The following is a 19,445-nucleotide window of genomic DNA, read 5'->3' as shown; positions in this document are numbered from 1 at the left end:
ATGACCACGTATACTAAAAACTTAGAAGTAGGACCATCTAGTCTTTCTACTCCTGACACGCTTGCGGTCAATGCAAAATATCCTCCTCACGCTTTAGACTTAGAAGAAAGTGTATTAGGTGCATTGATGCTAGAAAAAGAGGCCCTAGTGAGTGTCATTGATCTTTTACGACCTGAGAGTTTCTATAAAGAATCCCATCAAGAAATCTATCGAGCCATCGTACGACTGTTTAATGACTCAGAACCGGTAGATATGCTTACAGTAGTCAATCAGTTGCGTAAAGATGGTAAATTAGCTGCAGTAGGGGGAAGCTATTATGTAAGTTACCTAACCACACGTATTAGTTCTTCAGCCAATATCGAATTTCATGCTAGAGCTATTTTAGAATATGCCATGCGCAGAAGGTTAATAGAAATTTCTATTATGGTTCAGAAGTATGCCTACGATCCTACTATGGATGTGTTTAATACGTTAGATCGTACCGAACAAGCACTATTTGAGGTTTCTGATGGAAATATTCGGAAACGTTATCTAGAAATGCGTTCATTATTAGTAGAAGCTTTTGATAGTTTATCGAATCGTCGTACATCCGCCAATGGACTTACCGGTATCCCCAGTGGGTTTACTGCTTTAGATCGTGTTACCTCTGGTTGGCAAAAGTTTGATTTAATTATTATTGCCGCCAGACCTGGTATGGGTAAAACTGCTTTTGTACTTTCTGCTTTACGCAATGCAGCTATAGACTATAAGACACCTGTAGCTATTTTTTCTTTAGAGATGGGGGCATTACAACTGGTAAATCGATTGATCTCATCTGAAGCAGAGCTAGCTGGTGAAAAAATAAAACAAGGTAAATTAATGGATCATGAGTGGGAACAATTGCTTCATAAGACCGCTGCTCTCTCCAATGCCCCGATTTATGTAGATGATACGCCTGCACTATCCGTTTTTGAATTGCGTACCAAATGCAGAAGACTTAAGGCTAAGCATAATATTCAGCTAGTGGTTATTGACTACTTACAGCTCATGTCTGGCGATTCCCATAGAGGGGGAAGCAATCGTGAGCAAGAGATTGCTTCGATTTCACGTGCACTGAAAAGTATAGCCAAAGAATTGGATATTGCCGTGGTGGCACTTTCTCAATTAAGTCGAGCGGTAGAAACCCGTGGAGGAAGCAAACGGCCTCAATTATCTGATTTACGTGAATCTGGTTCTATTGAACAGGATGCAGATCTAGTTTTATTTTTATATAGACCAGAATATTATGGATTAACAGAGGATGAATTAGGTAATCCTACACAGGGTTTGGCAGAGGTTATTGTCGCAAAGCATCGGAATGGTGCATTAGATCAGATTCATCTGCAATTTATGGGACGATATATGAAATTTATGGATGCGGATATGCCCCCTTCTACCAGTCAACCGGAACAGTTTGTGATTCGTTCGAGCAAAGCGAATGGATTAAATGATCCGTTTGAATTGTTGTAGGCGATGTAATAACTGTATACTTTATGATTATCAGATCTAAAATAGGAAGATGACTTTCTACGAGGATAAACCGCCGATATGCCTAAAATGGCTCTTTACAATTTGAGGTCGTTGTAGTAGAAAATCACAAAGAATATTTTAGCTATTATTGCATATAGTTTCAGTAAAATGCTGGATTTTTATGTCTTTTATAGGATATAAAACAACAATTACATAACTATCTTCTTCTTTTTTAGTAAGTTCTATTTTTCTATTGAAACGGCCTCAGGTTAGTTAATAATAACGTGCGTTCTGGATTTATTTATTTGATGTACATAAGTTTTAGTGGAATATTTTATCGGTATTTTTACTAAAAAATTAGCTATTTTAGTTGATTTTATTAAGTAATTTATAATATAAAACCTGATAATCAGAATAATTTATATAAATATATTCTTTATACAACTGTTTATAAATACAATTTATTAAATTTTTTATAATTGATTATCAATCTAAAAAATATTCTAATCCAGAGTTCAGGTTAATAAGCATTTACACAATATTATTTACAAACTCAATTACAACTCTTTTTTGCTCTTGACACAGTTTAATGAACACTTCCAAAAAAACGGTACTTACACAAAATGATTTACAGGATTTAAAATAACCATTTATCTTTTCTCTGATCCTTGATAAACATCAAGACTAAGATTCAACCATTTCCCTGTTTTTAAAAAGGTTGGTACAACATGGATATCCTTTAAGGCTTCAACATTAAAAAATTTAGAAATTTTAACCGGACCATCTTGATCTAACCAATTTTCAGGAATTTTATCTACAGATATTTCGGCAGAAAAATATATCTCTACCTTATGTACATTATACTTTTTATCAAAAAAATCTGAAACATATACGATCTGGTTTGGTTTAACATCAATTCCAGTTTCTTCCTTTACTTCTCTTACCATGCACTCTGAAAGCGTTTCATTTGGATTTAAGTGTCCACCAGGTGTATACCAAAGATTATAGTCATTGCTCACAAGTAGCAATTTCCTATTTTGTACTATTAGCGCCCTAGCTGTTACTTGTAAAGTATAATCTTGCATTTTATCGTCTGTACTTTTATGTTTTCAATGTTAGCCATCTAACAAATCCATTATGTGATAAATCATATTGAGGGATCATTTCTATGTATTTATTAAACAAGCCATGCGTTATGTTTATTTACTTGATTTATAATTACATTATAGATTTTAATTTCATTCGAAATGAAGTCCTTTTCAATGCTTCATAGAAAAAATTTCTTAACGTAAGTATACATTCATTTCCATCTATATCTTTTAATAAACAAGGATTTTGATCAACCATACATAAACTAGTACATGCAATCCATTTAAAATCATCTTTCTCCTTATAAGTATCCTTATTTTGCTGGCTGACTACCTTACACAATACATCAGTAGGATAATAATCATTTACTTTCAATAAAATATATACCTCTTCGCTAGTACGTCCATCCTTTTGCTTATGCTCATTATAACAAACCACTCCATTATTTAACAAATCACTGGATTCCAATTGATATACGCCTCCGCTTTCCTCCTTTGATTCACGAATAGCAGCTTCTAAAAAACTTTCACCCGTTTCCACACTGCCACCCAATTCACACCATGTAGATCCATCACATTTACCTATTCGTTCTCTACCCAATAAGATAAAGCTTTCTTTTCTATCATTAGTATAACAAAGCAAAACACCAACACTCGCTTTTAGATTATTTTTTAATCTTCTTTCAAGTATAGTGCTACTATCGTAACTAGAAACCATTGATCCACGTACCGATTGTTCTTGAATAGAAGTTGAGTTTTTATTAGGCAATATAACAGGTCTATGTGCTATACAGCTGCAAGAAACAAGATATACATAAAAAAGTATAAATAGACAAAACACAAAATAGAACTTTACTTTTAATATGAACATTTTCCCATCTTTCAAACGGAAATATTCACTAAACTTGGTCGTATTACCTCTCTTTATATTAACACAGATTATTAACCTGATGTATACATTTATATACTATAGATTAGTTATATTAAACTATAGTTTATTACTTTAAGAGTTTTTAAAATGTGTTATCAATATAAAAATTATAATCTAATATTGGGATTAAGTTATTAAGTAGAAATTTGATCATAATGTTTTACTAGAAACATAATATAGAAATATGCCATGGATATAGACCTTTTAATCATAATAGTATTTTTAGTAACTACACTCGCAATAGGGTTATACTGTAGTAGATCAGTTACTACATTTAAAGACTATGCAGTGGGAAGTAGAAATATGTCCACTTGGGTGATTACCATTTCTTTAATAGCCACCATATATGGAGGGAATTTTTTACACACTCAGCTGACTGGTTACTACTATCAAGGTTTATATATGTTAATACTAAGTTTAGGTAGCCCACTTAGATTTTATTTAGCCTCTCGGTTCATTATTGTTAGAATGCAAGAATGGCTAGGAGATTTTTCTATTGCAGAATCTATGGGTAGGCTATGTGGAAAATCTGTTCAAATGCTTACGGCTATATTCGGTATTATAGTAACAATAGCTAAAATTTCTGCTCAGTTTAAGATTAGTCTAATTATTATTGAATCTATTCCTTTTTGTAATGGAACAGCATATGCTAAATATTGCACAGTCATTTTGGGAATATTAGTTACGATTTACACTATTTTAGGAGGAGCTAGATCCATAGTATTAACCGATTTTTATCAATTTTGTTTCTTCAGTGTTTGTTTGCCTATTTTAACTTTTACTTTTTTATACCATGCTCAAAATCCATGGATTAATTGGAAAAAGTTTATCAATATGTCACAATTTAATTTGTCTCAAATAGCTACTTGGGATATATCTCCTACATGGGATAATTCCTTAGCTCATTTATTTACTTATTTCATTTGGCATTCCATATTTACTTTTGATCCAGCTCAAATCCAGCGCTTTTATATGTCTTCTTCTATTCGGCAAGCAACTAAAGTATTTTTAAAAAGTGGCATAATTCGAATCATTTTTTCGCTACTATTTTTAGTTTTTATTGCTGCTTTATATACAGGTGGACATAGTGTTCCACCTAAACAAAAAATATTAGATTATATTATGCAGCTTAGTCATTTTCCTGGAATGAAAGGATTGCTTATCACATCTGTTATTGCTTTGTGTATTTCTACTGTTGACGCTTATTTGCATATAGGTTCTGTATTATTTGCTAATGACATATGGCCTCTCATAACTGGTACTAAAGAACGCTCCGATAAATATTCTCTAAAAGTTGTACGAATAGCCTCTGGTTTAATAGGTATAAGTACAATTTTTATTACATTACAAATGAACAATATTAGACAATTTTTGAACAAAGTATTTTATTTCTATACCCCTTCGGTTACGGTTCCAATGATTATGGCTTGCTTTGGGTTTAGACCCCGTTCGTCTGCTGTCTTATGGTCAATGGGAATTAACACAGTGCTGACTGTTTATCATATTTTTATAAAAGGTCAAGCTATAAGAGAATATGATGTATTCTTATCTCTTATATATGGTGCGTCCATTTTATTGATCATCCATTACCTGTTACCTAAAAAATCAAATACGGGTTGGGTGGGAATTCCAGATGATAGTCCCGTAAAATTACAAAGTCAGGAAACAAAACGTTGGTGGCTAAGAAGATTATACTATTTTCAGTCAACTTTTACAAAGTCTTACTGGAAGGATATTTTTCCTAAAAGTGCCACTACTTTCATAGCATCAGGGATTTATTTTATTATTTACAGCGCTATTCTACTTTTTTATGTCAAGCAAGTATATCTGTTTCCCTACATATACTGGTACATATCTATCATGATTATAGGAACAATAATAACCATCTATCCTACTCTTCACGCTTATAAACAGGAAGGTAATAGTTTGTTGCATGGATTATGGCCTATATTGCTATTTTTAGTCCTTTTTATTTCTGGCATCACATATATGAAATTAAGCCATTTTTCCTCTATGTCTTGCGCACTATTTATAGTAAATATAGGTCTAGGTAGTCTATTATTGCCATCTAGTATAATGATAGCAATGCTAGCCATAACGCTGTTTTTACATAGATGGATACCGCCTCATGTACACCTTGTAAGTTGTAAAGAATGGATAACTACAGAAACAATAGCAGGATCAATTATTTTACTAAGTTGCTTCGTGTATAGGCATATAAGGAATAAAGCCAATAGGAAACTAGAAACTATAGTGTTAACTAGAATCTATGATCAACACTATGCACTAGCTGCTCTACATAATCAAGAAAATTGGAATCAATTAGACCCTACCTATAGCGGAAAAGTACTACAAGATATAGCTGATGAACTAGGAGCCTATGAAGAAAATATACCTATACAACAATACCAAAAAAAGTTATATGTATTTAGAAAATCTTTACTGAAAAGGGCTAAAGAAGAACGTAGGTCTACATTAGACTCAAAATCTGTCCATAAAGTTAATATAGAGGATCTGGTCCTAAAATCTTATGAAACTGTTAGGAAACTAGATATACCGATACAATTGCTTTTAAAGAAGAAAACTAAAGAAAAATACTTATTCAGTGAACCATCTATCTTTGAAAGATTATTTACTACAAACTTTTGGAACCTATGCCAGAGTAAATGCACGATAGATCATACAGTTTATTTGACTATTTCAGACACACGCTTATCTTATCCTCTCTCTAGTACTTACCAGGTAGATATACGTGATGCGTACGAAAAGCAGCAATTAACACCTCCTACATTGTCTGCGCTTGCTTTCTCTATATCTACTGATACAGATATTTTAAACATATTGTCTACTTACGAAGTTACTGACGAAATTGATTCAGGTTATTTACCTAAGACAATCAATAATCTATATCAAGAAGAAAGCAGGCAAATAGTACAAGCTCATGGAGGATATATACAGATTATAGAAACAGCAACTAGTTTGACCTGTCTCTATATATTACCTATTGATGGTAAAAAGGTTATGCGGTTTAAGCGATATCATACCGATGGCTTGTCTAATAAAGTAGCAGAAACACCTACAAGTTTAACTCAAGAAAAAGAACTTGTTAAGCTACTTGTAAGTAAAACAACGTTAACTAAAACAAAGATAGAAGAAACCATTAACTTCATTAAGAAAGCACACGGCGCTACTACACGTAAATCTGGTGAACCATACTATACCCATCCTATGGAGGTAGCTAAGATTGTCTTGAAGGCTACAAATAATCCTGACACCATTTTAGCTGCTCTGTTGCATGATGTAGTAGAGGATACGACTGCTACATTAGAGCAAATAGAACTACTCTATGGGGTTGATATTGCTTATATAGTAGATATGGTTACTCATTATAACACCTATGGTTTTCGATGGAAATTAGATAATTCAGAAAATAAAATCATATTAAATCAGTGTAAAGATATTCGTGTGGTTCAGATTAAACTAGCTGATAGACTGCATAACTTAAGAACTATATCTGTACGAATGCTATCGTCCCAAAAAAGAATAGCCAAAGATACTATGGAATTTTATATTCCGTGGGCCAGAAAAAACAATATTGTCTTATGGATACCAGAAATGGAGAATATATGTGAGCGAATAAGGAATGAATGCCAATCAGAGAGATAAATAATATTATACCTGAGTATGTTAGTGCTAGTATGCATCAGGTGTAGTAGTCAGGATTTAATCTAACAGGCAATAAAAAATTATAGTATATAGTTGTCAGTTAAGTTTAGGTTGTCAGTCATGTTTTTAATATAGGCGATTTGATTATTTTTTTCAAGTACTAATTTTTTACTATCCTGCCAAGTTTGCATCAGAGTTTTTCCGTAACAATATTTTCCAGAATGAGGTCGCTCATGATTGTAGTGATGCAACCAGTAATCTAAATCTTCTTGCAAATCATCTAGATTGCTATAGATTTTTTTACGCATGGCTGTATCAAAAAATTCCTGTTTCATAGTTTTATTAAAACGCTCACAAAATCCATTGGTTTGCGGTGAATAGGCTTTAGTAACCGTATGCTCTATACCTTCAATGCTTAAAAATAACTTAAAAGCATGATGTTCTATTTTGACTTTATACTCTGTACCTCGATCTGTTAGAATACGTAAAATTGGTATACTTTGTTCTTGGTACCAAGGTAATACTCTGTCATTTAACAGATCAGCTGCTGTCAGAGCTGTCTTATCAGTATATAGTTTTGCATGAGATACTCTAGAATAGCTATCTATAAATACTTGCGTATATACTTTACCTATACCTTTAAAGGTACCCACATAATAAGTGTCTTGACAACCTAAATAACCAGGATGTGCCGTATCTATTTCTCCACATGATTCTTCTGCATTTTTACGTCTTTCTAAGGCTGATAACTGGGATTCAGTCAAAACAAGACCATCTTCAGCCATCTTGGATTCCAAAGCTTTAAGCCGTTGCTTTATATTATTCAAGTCATTGCGTAACCAGATAGATCTTACCCCTCCAGGAGAAATAAGTATACCTTCCTGCTTTAACTCGTTTTATACCCTAAGTTGACCATATGCCGGATAATCTATGGCCATATCTATTACTGATTGTTCTATCTTAGGATCTACTCTATTAGCTAATATAGGTTTCTTGCGACTTATCTCATGTAGGGCATCCTGACCACCTAGTTCATATAAGGACTTAAAACGATAATAGCTATCTCTGCTATAACCCCATGCTTTTACACGCTGATGAGATATTGCCCAACGTTTTGGCTACCTCTAATAAACCTAGTTTAGGTTTAATTATTTTTTGATGTAAGTTCATAATAATAGTCGGTATTTATATCAACACAATTTAACAATTGTCAGAGTAAATCCTAACTACTACATCTTGTTAGGTTTAAATTTAATCGGACAACTCAGGTGTAACAATCTCTACGAATCACACAACTATATCTTCTATAGGGTAGCTTTTTGAAAGCATAAATTTGGCTGTCTCTAGCTTACCCTGTAGTTTACCTTTTTCTTGGTCTATTAGAATACCTTCTTGTCTAGCATCTTAATAACGTGAACTTTGGATTTATTTAAATGATTTACAGATAATTAAATATATAATTTTTACTAAAAAATGAGCCATTTTAGTTAGATTTATTAGGTATTTAATATTATAAATAGTTGATAATCATAATTATTTATATAAATCATCCTTTGACACTGTTATATACAGGTATAAATATAATTATATTTTATAATTCATTATCAAATTAAAAAATATATTCTAATCCAGAGTTCAGGTTAATAGATGCGACAAACGCGACAGACTCGAATTGTTTCTATTTTCTTCGGTATCTAAAAACTTTAGTCTTTATTTATTGGTATTTCCATTAGACGTAGCAGCTTATTGGTCTGTTCTACGGTATCTGATAACGCCCGATTTATATTTTTTGCCCAATCTAAATATGATGAATCTATTGTTCCATTTTTTTTGTCTATATCCTTGCTGGTTAGCGAATAAAAGTAAATTACATACCAGCATGGACTCTTTTCCTTCCTTATTATAAGTTTTATTTCCCTTAGTTTTTCTTTTTGTGCATCTGTCAGTTGAGTATCATCATCTTTTTTACGTGTATCTATTATCATATTTATACGATCTTCTATTTTCTTTAGCGTCTTGTCGATATGCAGTTTTTCTATATCGGGTATATGTTTATGTACATTGGCTACATTTGATTTAAAATCTGACGTAAAAAATTGTATAGGTTGTATAGCCTCTCTCTTTGATATTGGCCTAACATTTGGTATTTGTTTTTGTTCTTGTTCTGTCTTTTCAAGAATGGTTGATCTACTTGCACATTGAACCATTTCACCATTATATGCATGGTCGTTAGCGATTGTCGATGTAGTATGTGATTGCGCTCTCGTTTCTATATGATTTAATGATTCTAGTTTGGTCAGATATTCTTTCAAGCAGGCTTCCATTTCAAACGCCTCTTGCATTGTTATATCTATAGTTTTTAAGATACCTTGGTCTTTTACCTTATTTTGCTGATATGCTTGGTGTTTATTTAATATGCGATCACTATGCATTGGTTTTATAGTACTTTTAAGTTTAGACGGGATGGTTGCTTTACATGCACGCCCTGTTAAAACTAGTGTGGCACAATAAACGAGTCCCTTACTTAATAAACGTTTCATATAGTTTTTATTTTGTTTTTAGTATACTAAGTCGTTCGCTTTATCTATTCGTATCTCAATAGGTCTGGCCATAAATAACATTTACTTACATTGATAGCAATATAGCCCTTACTTTTAACCTGTATACGGCTTAATTAAATAGAAGGTATAGGATATAACGCAACGTCCTCAGGATTTGGACAGTTACCGTAAGGACATACTACAAATCATTCCTACAAGATTAAGCGATCGATCAAAATTATTCGAATAAAGAGCTGCCTTTATCAATTACGGGTTACGACTATAATGTTTATTTTGAATAACTTTGTCTAGGAATCTGGTACATATCTTTTTATTTTTTTACTCATTACAAGTCCGTAACCTGAGGCTGATTTTTAGATACGTTTCCATAGATATGATTTTCAAATAGCTCTGCATAGATAGGCTCTTCAGACTTCTCTTCACCTATGGTTGCATAGAGATGCTGTTGTATATTCCTATCTTTATTTGTGTTGTTATTTTCTATCTTTGTATAAATAGGCTCTGCATAGATAGCTTCCTCTCTAGTGTTGTCCAATGGCACGGCATCGATAGGATTGTTATAGATTCGATCGAATGATGGTTGTGGTATGGATGACATCTCACGTGATAATAGCTTTCGTACTTCTTGAGAATTACTTGCTAACCTTTTAAAGGCATGTTCTAACGCAGCAAGTTTCTTAATCGTTGCTTGTTTTTTCTCTGGGCTAGATATAATGGAACTATACGCACTATCTGGTTGTAGTAATTTTTGATGAGATAGCGGCTGGGTCTTCGAGGTACACATATTGCCATTTAGTATTAGCACGCCGCTACTGGCTAGTAACCATTTTGCTGTATTGGTTATTTTGTTTTTTATGAACTGCATATGATTGTTTTATTTGTAAATAATTGCTACAAATTTGCTCAATCTATTGGATTAAGCTTAAGGGTTGTACTACTAAAAATGATACGTAAATTCTGATTTATATCCAAATACATGGTAGCCCTTATTTCTATCTTTTTCTAGATCGATTTATTGTTAAGGGGATAGTATAGAGGAGTAACTACAGCCGTTTGGGATATGACTGAAAATCGTTTTTATTTCCATCTTCTATGTGACCAAAGCCAACAGGCTGGATTGCGCAGAATATCTGCTTCGAATCTTCTAATATAACGTTCTGTAATCTCTTGAACCGATAGTTGGGCAGGTCTTTCTGCCAATAATATAGGCCTTACTCGATACTTTCCCCGTTTGATGCGCTCTGTTTGAATGTAAAAAACGGGATGGTTGTACTTTTGGGCCAGTTTGGCAGCCGTTAAGGTAACAGTGGTTGATTGTGCTAAGAAAGTAGTACCATAGCCGTTTCGCTGATGAAGTGGAGCTTGGTCTATTAAAAGTGTGATAGCCTGAGGGGACCCTTTATAGGTAGTCATATGTCTGAATAGGGCAACCATCGGAATAGCTTTTCGTTGAAAACGGGTTCTTATATGCAGTGCCATACGATCTATACCTTTATGGTGTAAGGGTTGATAGCCTGCACATATGGTATAAGATGTCTGTAACGCAAGGGCGTTTGCAGCCCATTCCCAATTGCCAAAATGACCCGAAACTAATATAATCGATTGATTTCGCTTATAAAATTGCTCTATAGCTTCTATATCCTCAAGGGTAATGTGTTGAAAAAGCTGTTGAGACGTTATCGTGCAAGCTTTTATTTGCTCTAACAGTAGTTCACATAGACGTCGGTAAAAGAATTTTTCTATTTGTTTACGTTCATGAACCGTTTTAGTAGGAAAGGCATGCATTAAATTTTGTATGACTACTTTTTTTCTATAACCGATCAGGTAGTAGACCACTATATAGCATAAATCTGATATACAATATAACAGAGAAAGTGGTAAAAAAGAAAGTAGATAACATAAAGCATATACAATAGACATGACCAAAGGGAAAATGCTGGAAAATAACTACCCGTAATAGATACTAGACCTGCTATAATAGATACTTTACACTTGCTTGCGTTGACTTTGCTTTAAACAAATAGTAAAAAGGTTATTAAACGCACTTGTAGCAGCCATACAACTGAAATAGTTATTGTGATTTTTGTTAAGCTTGTAGTGCTATTTTTTGTAGTTTTTGCAGTTAAGGATCCATAAAATTCATTATATAAATTATAGGCTATAGCTTCCATAACATGTTGCGTATGACTTTTATCCAGTCCTATATATCTAGCTCCTGCACTACGGAACCACCTCTTAATGCTGCCAAATACTCTTGCTACTTTATAGCGCGTCTTAGATACCAATTTATTAAACTGCTTAGCAGCAGATGATAAGGGATGATTTCTACTACCTTTCTTTTGAATAGCTGATTTTAATTTTTTGTTCTTTAGTAAAGTTTCTTTAGGGAAACCGCTATAGCCTTTATCTCCATAGAGCCTACTTCCAGCGTAGTACTGACTGCCAGAACTAAACCTTCTTTACTTTCTACTAGGACATGCCTCTTATAGCCATAATAAAGATTATGACCTTTTTTGGTCCAACTAGCTTCTGGATCTACTCCTTTTTGATAGCTCTGCGATACCGATATAGTATCATCTTCATGCAAATCATAGCTTTTTTTACCTTACCACTGCTCAAGCAAGAGCATTTTAAAAAGTAATAAGGGACTATAGGCAGGCTTGCCTGATAAACGTAAGCCTTTAGGATAATAAATACGAAGTTCTTTTTCTATCGATGACCAATTAATCAGTTTATGCATTTGATCAAAGAAAGTGTGTGTACATTTGCGGCGACTAGCTGAAACATCTGATAAACTTAATTGACCGCTTACTTTTATTGACATACAGATAACAGAAAAAAGCTTAAATACAAATTCTCAAAAACCTATATAGCTTAGCCTTTTAATAAATTTTAAGCCAACTTTTTATCCTAAAAATTAACAAAGCTATTGCAACGATCTCATCTTGTACCTTATCTGATTTTTTTACATCCAATACATCATTGATAAAGTGAATAAGAATATTTTTATGTTTTTCACTACCAAATATCTTACGAAAAGCTACATCGTTCTTTGGATTTAGAAATTTTGAGGTCACCATAAGGATACACTAGAGCTATTAAGAAGAATAAGATTCAATATAATAACTTTTAGCATTATAGTATGTCTATGTCATTAAAAAAGAATCTAAGATCGTTAGTCCTACCATACTATAAATGCTTTAGTCAGTTAAATGATAGGATAATGCATAGAAGCGAATTATATTTATGATATTTTTAATGCTTAAACCTTTTTCCGACCAAAAACCAATGACGATACCTTCCTTACCTAAGGATTATAATTTTTTAGAACGAGAAAAACATTGGCAATGCTTTTGGGAAACAGAAGCCTTATATAGCTGGGATCCCGCATCACCTCGTGCAGATACTTTTGTCGTAGACACCCCCCCCCCTACCATTTCTGGACAGCTGCATATGGGCCATATTTGTAGCTATACACAAACAGATTTTATGGTCCGATTTCAACGCATGTTGGGTAAAAATATTTTTTATCCCATGGGATTTGATGACAACGGTTTACCCACGGAACGATTGGTAGAAAAACAACAAAGGGTCCGTGCAGCCCATATGGATAGAACCGCTTTTATAAAATTATGTGAGGAAGTAGTGGTTTCGGAGGAAGAAAAGTTTAGAAATGTTTTTAAATCCATAGCCCTTTCTGTTGACTGGAGCTTAGAATATCAGACCATTAGTCCACTTTCTCGTAAGCTTGCACAGCTTTCTTTTTTAGCACTTTTTGAAAAAGGTGCGCTATACCGTAAGGCACAGCCTATGTGGTGGGATCCAGTAGATGGTACCGCTTTAGCACAAGCCGATATGGAAGACAAACCGCGCATGGGCTATATGAACGATATTCTATTTTTCCATGAAACAACGCAAACACCCCTTCCTATTGCTACTACTCGACCAGAATTGTTGCCAGCTTGCGTCGCTATATTCTACCATCCGGATGACTTGCGCTACCAACATTTGGCCCATACCCATGCGATTACGCCTATATTTAATATCAGGATCCCTATTTTATCAGATGAACTGGTACAACCCAATAAGGGCACAGGTTTGGTAATGTGCTGCACCTTTGGAGATCAAACAGATGTAGTATGGTGGAAAAAACATCAACTCCTTACTGCCATTATTTTAAATAAACAAGGTAGGATCACCCATGCTGGTCCACTAGAAGGGCTCAAGGTAACAACAGCGCGTGAAAAAATTATTCAAATCTTAAAAGAGCAGGCACTTTTGGTCAAACAAACTGCCATACATCAATCTATAAAATGCGCAGAACGCTCTGGTGCGCCTTTAGAAATTCTTACTACCCCCCAATGGTTTGTACGCACCATCGAACATAAAGCAGCCCTTTTGGCTAAAATCAATCAACTAAAATGGTATCCTACTGCGATGCAGCATAGACTGGAAGAATGGATCAATGGTATTGCTTGGGATTGGTGTATTAGCCGTCAACGCTATTTTGGTGTTCCTTTTCCTGTTTGGTATTCTAAAAGACCTGGTGAAGAAGGGAAAATATTGCTACCCAGGTTAGACGAATTGCCTGTAGACCCACTTCAAGATCTACCCATAGGCTATACAAGGGAAGAGGTAGAACCAGACTATGATGTAATGGATACTTGGGCAACCAGTAGTATTTCTCCACAGCTTTCTTCCCATGCGATTCATAAAGACTTTAGTGTAAACTATAAGAGGCACCAGCAGTTGTTTCCAATGGATTTGCGGCCCCAAGCCCATGAAATTATACGTACTTGGGCTTTTTATACTTTACTCAAGTCTCATTTGCATGAAGACAGTTTGCCTTGGAAGAATATTATGATCAATGGATGGTGCCTGGCGCCAGATAAACAGAAAATGTCTAAATCTAAAGGCAACGTGCTCCTTCCTGAAAAGTTGTTGGAAACATATGGAGCTGATGTAATCCGGTATTGGGCCGCCAATGCTCGTTTAGGAGTAGATACTTGCTATTCTGAACATGTAACAAAAAATGGGAAACGGCTGGTTACTAAATTGTGGAATGCTGGTAAATTCCTCTTGAGCCATTTTGATAAAGTAGACGCATTACATCAGCCACTTTCTTCTAATCTATTAAAGATTACCCATACCTTAGATAAATGGCTCTTGCAGTCACTAGCCGCCTTGACTGAAAAGGTTTATCTACATTGGCTGGCCTACGGGTATGCAGAGGCTTTAGAGTGTGTAGAAAAATTCTTTTGGTCTATTTTTTGTGATGATTATATCGAAATTAGTAAAACTAGGGTCTACAATAGTATGGAGCAAGATAAGCAAGGTCAGACGAGTGCCATTATAACGCTTTACCATGCTTTTTATGCTCTATTACAACTTTTTGCACCTATTTTTCCCCATATTACGGAAGAACTTTCCCATGGGCTTTATCCACACAAAGGCTCTATACACCAAAGGGGCAATTGGCCTAAATGGCCATTAGCGATTTCTTTAAGTCAAATGCAACTGGATCAAGTAGCGCACCTTAGAGAAATCATTAGATTGGTACGCAAAGCCAAAGCAGATAGTAAGCTTTCCATAAAAGCGCCGATCGAGCTACTAACCATTCAGGGTATGGCTTTGGAAGAAGATTTAAACAAAGAGCTAAAAGCCGTTACAGCTGCCACAAACATAGTATTTAGTGACGCAATATTGGATCATACGGGACTACAAATAGTAGGCAAACAATGCATGATATGGATCATCTGGCGCTAACCAACCTATTACTGATTCCTCCATACCATCCCAAGGTTTATATGTACCGTAACCAACCATTGATCTCAATACAAGAAAACAGTCATGCAGCTATCTATTTGCATATCCCATTTTGTAAGCAAGCATGCCACTATTGTGCGTTTCACTTTAGCACAAATTTAAATCTTAAATCATTGGTAATCAAAAGTATGCTTAAAGAGATCGTGCTACGTCAGAATGATTTACAAGGTATGCCCATTACCAGCATTTATTTTGGGGGCGGTACGCCTTCTTTATTATCTCTTTCAGAAATAGACCAACTATTGAATCAAGTGGTACGATATTTTCCTATAGCGCCATCAGCAGAGGTTACTTTAGAGGCAAATCCTGATGACATCACCTTAGAAAAATTGCAAGGATGGCATCATATGGGTATCAATAGACTTAGTATAGGGATACAGTCCTTTAATGACACTGTATTGCATTATATGAATAGAGCCCACACGGGTGCAATGGCACAAAGAAGTATAGCGTGGGCACGTACTGCTGGTTTTAATAATTTAAATATAGACCTTATGTATGGGCTTCCTGTTACTACTACACAGGATTGGTCCGCCGACTTAAAGGAAGTCCTATTGCTGGCACCAGAGCATATTTCTGCCTATTGTTTAACCATTAAACCCAAAACCGTATTGAGTTATTGGCATCAAAAAGGCATAATGGTTGAAGCAGATGAAACACTAACGGCAGAACAATTTGAATCGGCAATAGAAACTTTCTGTAACCAGGGGTACGTACACTATGAAATTTCCAATTTTTGCAAGCCGGAAAAATATTCTAGACACAATACCAACTACTGGAAATCAGGTCTATATATAGGTATAGGACCCGCTGCACATGGCTACAATGGGTCACAAAGACAATGGAATATTGATCACAATGGACGCTATGTTCAGGCGATTCAAGATGGAAAGCTTCCCCATACTGAAGAAATATTAACAATTGCCAATCACATCAATGAATACATTATGACCAGTATTAGAACCTGCTGGGGATGCGATTTTGATTGGATTTATAAAAAATATGCTATTGACCTGATGTACATACAAAAAGATTATTTAAATAAAATTATATTATGGGGGTTGGGCCATATGAACGATCATACACTTTATTTAACAAATAGTGGTAAATTACTAGCGGATCAAATAGCTAGTGATCTTTTTATGGAGGATTAATCGTTGAGATGGCATCATATATCCAATTTTTATGGCTAGATCAATAGTAAGAATATTCATGCTCAATGCGCACTTATGCTAGAATTTTACATTACGCAGGGCCTTGGAGAAGATCCGCTTTGTACTATTTATTTGCCATCCTTCTATCCATTTTTTTTGGATTGGCCACCTATGGCTTAGTGATTCCTTTGCTTAAAATATTATTTAATCAAGAAGAATTAAACCATCTACTATTGGACCAGCAATATTTTCCAAAACCGCACCTCGATATTCATTATTTAACCAAATTATTTAATTACTGCTTTATAAACATCATTATACATCAAGGTAAAATAGGTGCACTCTTTGGGTTGGCATTTTTATTTATGTTGTCTAACGCAATGAGTGGATTTTTTAGGTATCTAGCAGATGTTGCCATGGTTAAAGTACGCATAAATCTAGTGCATAATTTACGTCTTACACTCTTTAAACACATTTTAGCCCTGCCTACGCAATACTTTACCCATCGAAAGAAAGGGGATATAATAGCACGGATCACTGTTGATATTCAAGAAATAGAACATACAGCAGCGGATACTTTTCGGGTATTTTTAAAAGAACCGACCCAACTCTTTTATTACATAGCTGTGCTGTTTTACATGTCGCTAAAACTTAGTCTATTTACGCTACTGTTTTTACCGATTGCTGGATGGGCTATAGCTAAAATCATACAATCCTTGCGTAAATGGACCGATCAAACCCAAAAGTCACTGGGTAACTTAATGAATGTAACTGAAGAGACGATAAGCGGTATGCAGGTTATAAAAATTTTTGGGGCCGATAAATATGCTATTGATCAGTTTAAAAAAGAAGCAAAGTGGTATGTCCATACCCATATGGGAGTAGCTAAAAAAAGCTATATGATTGCGCCTACATCTGCATCATTAAGTGTAGGAGCAGTTTCGATTATACTTGCCTACGGTGGCCATTTGCTTCTTTTAGATCGTAGCATGCTTACACCCAGTACTTTTATTGCATACATTATTATTTGTTCCCAAACACTTATACCGATTAAAATGATTGCAAGATCTATGGGCCATATTCAAAGAGGCATAGCTGCCGGAAGACGTATTTTTGATCTACTAGATGAAAAATCTGAGTCGAAAAAAAATTTAAGAACCTATACCGCTACCATGTTCAAAAGTACAATCATTTTTAAGGATCTGTCTTTTGCTTATAAAGATGCAAAAAAGGTTTTAGATCGGGTCAATTTTACGATTCAAAAAGGCGAAACAGTTGCATTGGTTGGTGCTTCTGGATCAGGAAAATCCACTCTTTTATCCCTTCTATCGGGCCTTTATCAACCAAATAATGGAACCATTGAAATAGACCATCTACCTATTTCCCATATTAATGCACGATCGTTACATCGTTTAATAGGAATTGTTGCGCAAGAATCTATTTTATTTCACGATACAATTTTTAATAATATTACCCTTAACAGACCAGGATTTAGCAAGACAGAGGTGATAGAAGCAGCTCAAATAGCTTGTGCGCATCATTTTATTATGAGCTTACCTCAAGCATATGATACGATTATTGGAGAAAATGGAAATAAACTCTCTGGTGGTCAAAAACAATGTATTTGTATTGCAAGAGCGATATTAGGTCATCCACCTATCTTAGTTTTAGATGAAGCAACTTCAGCTTTAGACACTGCGTCTGAACGAAGGCTACAAGAAAGTCTTGAATTATTTATTAAAGATAAAACCTCTATTGTGGTGTCCCATAGATTAAGTACCATTTGTCATGCTGACAAAATTATTGTATTAGAGCAAGGGAAAATAGTAGAACAGGGCACCTATGCACAATTATTGGCACAAGAAGAGCTTTATAAAAAATTATTTTTAGGGCAACAAAGTTAGATTAAATCTCTTTTAAAGAGAATTTTTAACTTTTAATACTACATTCAAGTAGCTAAACAGTATTGGTTATGCAGAACTTTTACATAGATGATTTTATCATATTTTATATGGCCAACCTATTGAACCTTCTAACACCAGGTGCTAATTTTACCATCATAACATGTCATAGTAGTACCATGTCTAGAAAAGCAGGTATGATGACTATCATAGGGATTATCTCTAGTGCCTTTATATGTAAAGGATGTGCCATTTGTGGCATTGGTTTTATTACTGCTAAGCTATTTTGGTGCTTCCAGTTGGTTAAGTATATGGCTTGTATCTACCTACTTTACTTAGGAATTGGATACTTTTGGTATTCTATCACTATGAAGACAGGGCAAAAATTTTTAGATGCTATTGTATTGGACAAACCTTTAAGCAAATCTTCTATGAAATATATAGCAATCTTTCGGGTAGGATTTTTAACAGATATGTTCAATCCTCAGGCACTATTTGGTTTTATGACTATTGTTTCTTCTACAGTCCGTCCAGAAACTACTTTTTTAATCCGATTCTGCTATGTACTGATATTGATTTGTACATCTTTTATTTGGTATACACTTATAGTTTTGCTTTTTTCTCATCCCATTTTGACCAAGAAGCTATATGGTTTTCTCCCATGGATCAAGTGTTTAAGTGGTATTAGTTTGATAGGTATTGCCTGTAAAATACTATTTATAGGCTAATCCAAAGTAGTTACATTAATATCGCTAGACGATTGCAGCAATAGGCTTTTAATTTTTAAGATAAGCAGTTAACTAGCATCTATATTGTTGCCCCATTTATAT

General features: G+C 34.6%; 12 protein-coding genes and 2 pseudogenes. 6 read left to right on the top strand and 8 right to left on the bottom strand.

All coding sequences use genetic code 11. The features are described 5' to 3' along the window. Positions 1-1,488: a replicative DNA helicase gene (dnaB, locus tag AL022_RS02830; RefSeq protein ID WP_014934765.1), complete on the top strand. Its 1,488-nt coding sequence runs from the start codon at positions 1-3 to the stop codon at positions 1,486-1,488. A 650-nt stretch (positions 1,489-2,138) separates the two neighbouring features. Here the strand turns inward: dnaB and AL022_RS02825 are convergent. Both AL022_RS02825 and AL022_RS02820 read right to left on the bottom strand, forming a co-directional pair. Next, on the bottom strand, positions 2,139-2,573 hold the full coding sequence (locus AL022_RS02825) for an NUDIX domain-containing protein (protein WP_014934764.1): 435 nt from the start codon (positions 2,571-2,573) through the stop codon (positions 2,139-2,141). Between the two features lie 133 nt (positions 2,574-2,706). Continuing rightward, complete coding sequence (locus AL022_RS02820) at positions 2,707-3,345, bottom strand: NUDIX domain-containing protein (RefSeq protein WP_041546115.1); 639 nt, start codon at positions 3,343-3,345, stop codon at positions 2,707-2,709. A gap of 450 nt (positions 3,346-3,795) precedes the next feature. On the opposite strand from AL022_RS02820, the gene AL022_RS02815 reads away from it, so the two are divergent. Further along, positions 3,796-7,173, top strand: a complete 3,378-nt coding sequence (locus AL022_RS02815; RefSeq protein ID WP_158309914.1) for a sodium:solute symporter family protein — start codon at positions 3,796-3,798, stop codon at positions 7,171-7,173. An 80-nt stretch (positions 7,174-7,253) separates the two neighbouring features. Here AL022_RS02815 and AL022_RS02810 read toward each other — a convergent pair. From AL022_RS02810 to AL022_RS02775, 6 genes and pseudogenes are all read right to left on the bottom strand, one after another. After that, positions 7,254-8,343 (bottom strand): annotated as a pseudogene (locus AL022_RS02810) (IS481 family transposase). Between the two features lie 533 nt (positions 8,344-8,876). Next, positions 8,877-9,713 (bottom strand): hypothetical protein, encoded by an 837-nt coding sequence (locus AL022_RS02805; RefSeq protein WP_014934760.1) that lies wholly within the window; start codon positions 9,711-9,713, stop codon positions 8,877-8,879. 346 nt (positions 9,714-10,059) lie between these two features. After that, complete coding sequence (locus AL022_RS02800) at positions 10,060-10,599, bottom strand: hypothetical protein (protein ID WP_014934759.1); 540 nt, start codon at positions 10,597-10,599, stop codon at positions 10,060-10,062. Between the two features lie 212 nt (positions 10,600-10,811). Further along, complete coding sequence (locus AL022_RS02795) at positions 10,812-11,654, bottom strand: lysophospholipid acyltransferase family protein (protein ID WP_014934758.1); 843 nt, start codon at positions 11,652-11,654, stop codon at positions 10,812-10,814. Between the two features lie 224 nt (positions 11,655-11,878). After that, positions 11,879-12,558: pseudogene (locus AL022_RS04310) on the bottom strand (transposase); the annotation flags it as partial. A 58-nt stretch (positions 12,559-12,616) separates the two neighbouring features. Then, entirely contained in the window at positions 12,617-12,814 is a 198-nt protein-coding gene (locus AL022_RS02775) for a PD-(D/E)XK nuclease family transposase (protein WP_014934756.1), read from the bottom strand. A 208-nt stretch (positions 12,815-13,022) separates the two neighbouring features. Between AL022_RS02775 and AL022_RS02770 the strand changes: the two genes are divergently transcribed. The 4 genes from AL022_RS02770 to AL022_RS02755 all read left to right on the top strand — a co-directional run bounded on the left by AL022_RS02770 (position 13,023) and on the right by AL022_RS02755 (position 19,343). After that, positions 13,023-15,500, top strand: coding sequence for a valine--tRNA ligase (locus tag AL022_RS02770; protein ID WP_198407662.1), 2,478 nt, complete (start codon positions 13,023-13,025; stop codon positions 15,498-15,500). Continuing rightward, on the top strand, positions 15,473-16,714 hold the full coding sequence (gene hemW, locus AL022_RS02765; protein ID WP_014934754.1) for a radical SAM family heme chaperone HemW: 1,242 nt from the start codon (positions 15,473-15,475) through the stop codon (positions 16,712-16,714). Before AL022_RS02770 ends, hemW begins: the two co-directional genes overlap by 28 nt. A 65-nt stretch (positions 16,715-16,779) precedes the next feature. After that, complete coding sequence (locus AL022_RS02760; protein WP_014934753.1) at positions 16,780-18,618, top strand: ABC transporter ATP-binding protein; 1,839 nt, start codon at positions 16,780-16,782, stop codon at positions 18,616-18,618. Positions 18,619-18,686: 68 nt separating this feature from the next. Further along, positions 18,687-19,343 carry a LysE family translocator gene (locus AL022_RS02755; RefSeq protein ID WP_014934752.1) on the top strand — a complete coding sequence of 219 codons (657 nt, stop codon included), beginning with the start codon at positions 18,687-18,689 and terminating at the stop codon, positions 19,341-19,343. The last annotated feature ends 102 nt before the right edge of the window (positions 19,344-19,445 follow it).

It is taken from the genome of Cardinium endosymbiont cEper1 of Encarsia pergandiella (assembly GCF_000304455.1).
Lineage (GTDB): Bacteria > Bacteroidota > Bacteroidia > Cytophagales > Amoebophilaceae > Cardinium.
The sequence above is the reverse complement of the archived record's forward strand: the minus strand, read 5'-3'. Positions and strand labels throughout refer to the sequence as shown.

Excerpts from the sequence above, each read along its gene's own strand:
- dnaB (WP_014934765.1), top strand. The coding sequence starts at position 1 with ATGACCACGTATACTAAAAACTTAGAAGTAGGACCATCTAGTCTTTCT.
- AL022_RS02795 (WP_014934758.1), bottom strand. The coding sequence starts at position 11,654 with ATGTCTATTGTATATGCTTTATGTTATCTACTTTCTTTTTTACCACTT.
- AL022_RS02805 (WP_014934760.1), bottom strand. The coding sequence starts at position 9,713 with ATGAAACGTTTATTAAGTAAGGGACTCGTTTATTGTGCCACACTAGTT.
- AL022_RS02760 (WP_014934753.1), top strand. The coding sequence starts at position 16,780 with ATGCGCACTTATGCTAGAATTTTACATTACGCAGGGCCTTGGAGAAGA.
- hemW (WP_014934754.1), top strand. The coding sequence starts at position 15,473 with ATGCATGATATGGATCATCTGGCGCTAACCAACCTATTACTGATTCCT.
- AL022_RS02825 (WP_014934764.1), bottom strand. The coding sequence starts at position 2,573 with ATGCAAGATTATACTTTACAAGTAACAGCTAGGGCGCTAATAGTACAA.
- AL022_RS02775 (WP_014934756.1), bottom strand. The coding sequence starts at position 12,814 with ATGGTGACCTCAAAATTTCTAAATCCAAAGAACGATGTAGCTTTTCGT.
- AL022_RS02800 (WP_014934759.1), bottom strand. The coding sequence starts at position 10,599 with ATGCAGTTCATAAAAAACAAAATAACCAATACAGCAAAATGGTTACTA.
- AL022_RS02770 (WP_198407662.1), top strand. The coding sequence starts at position 13,023 with ATGACGATACCTTCCTTACCTAAGGATTATAATTTTTTAGAACGAGAA.
- AL022_RS02755 (WP_014934752.1), top strand. The coding sequence starts at position 18,687 with ATGCAGAACTTTTACATAGATGATTTTATCATATTTTATATGGCCAAC.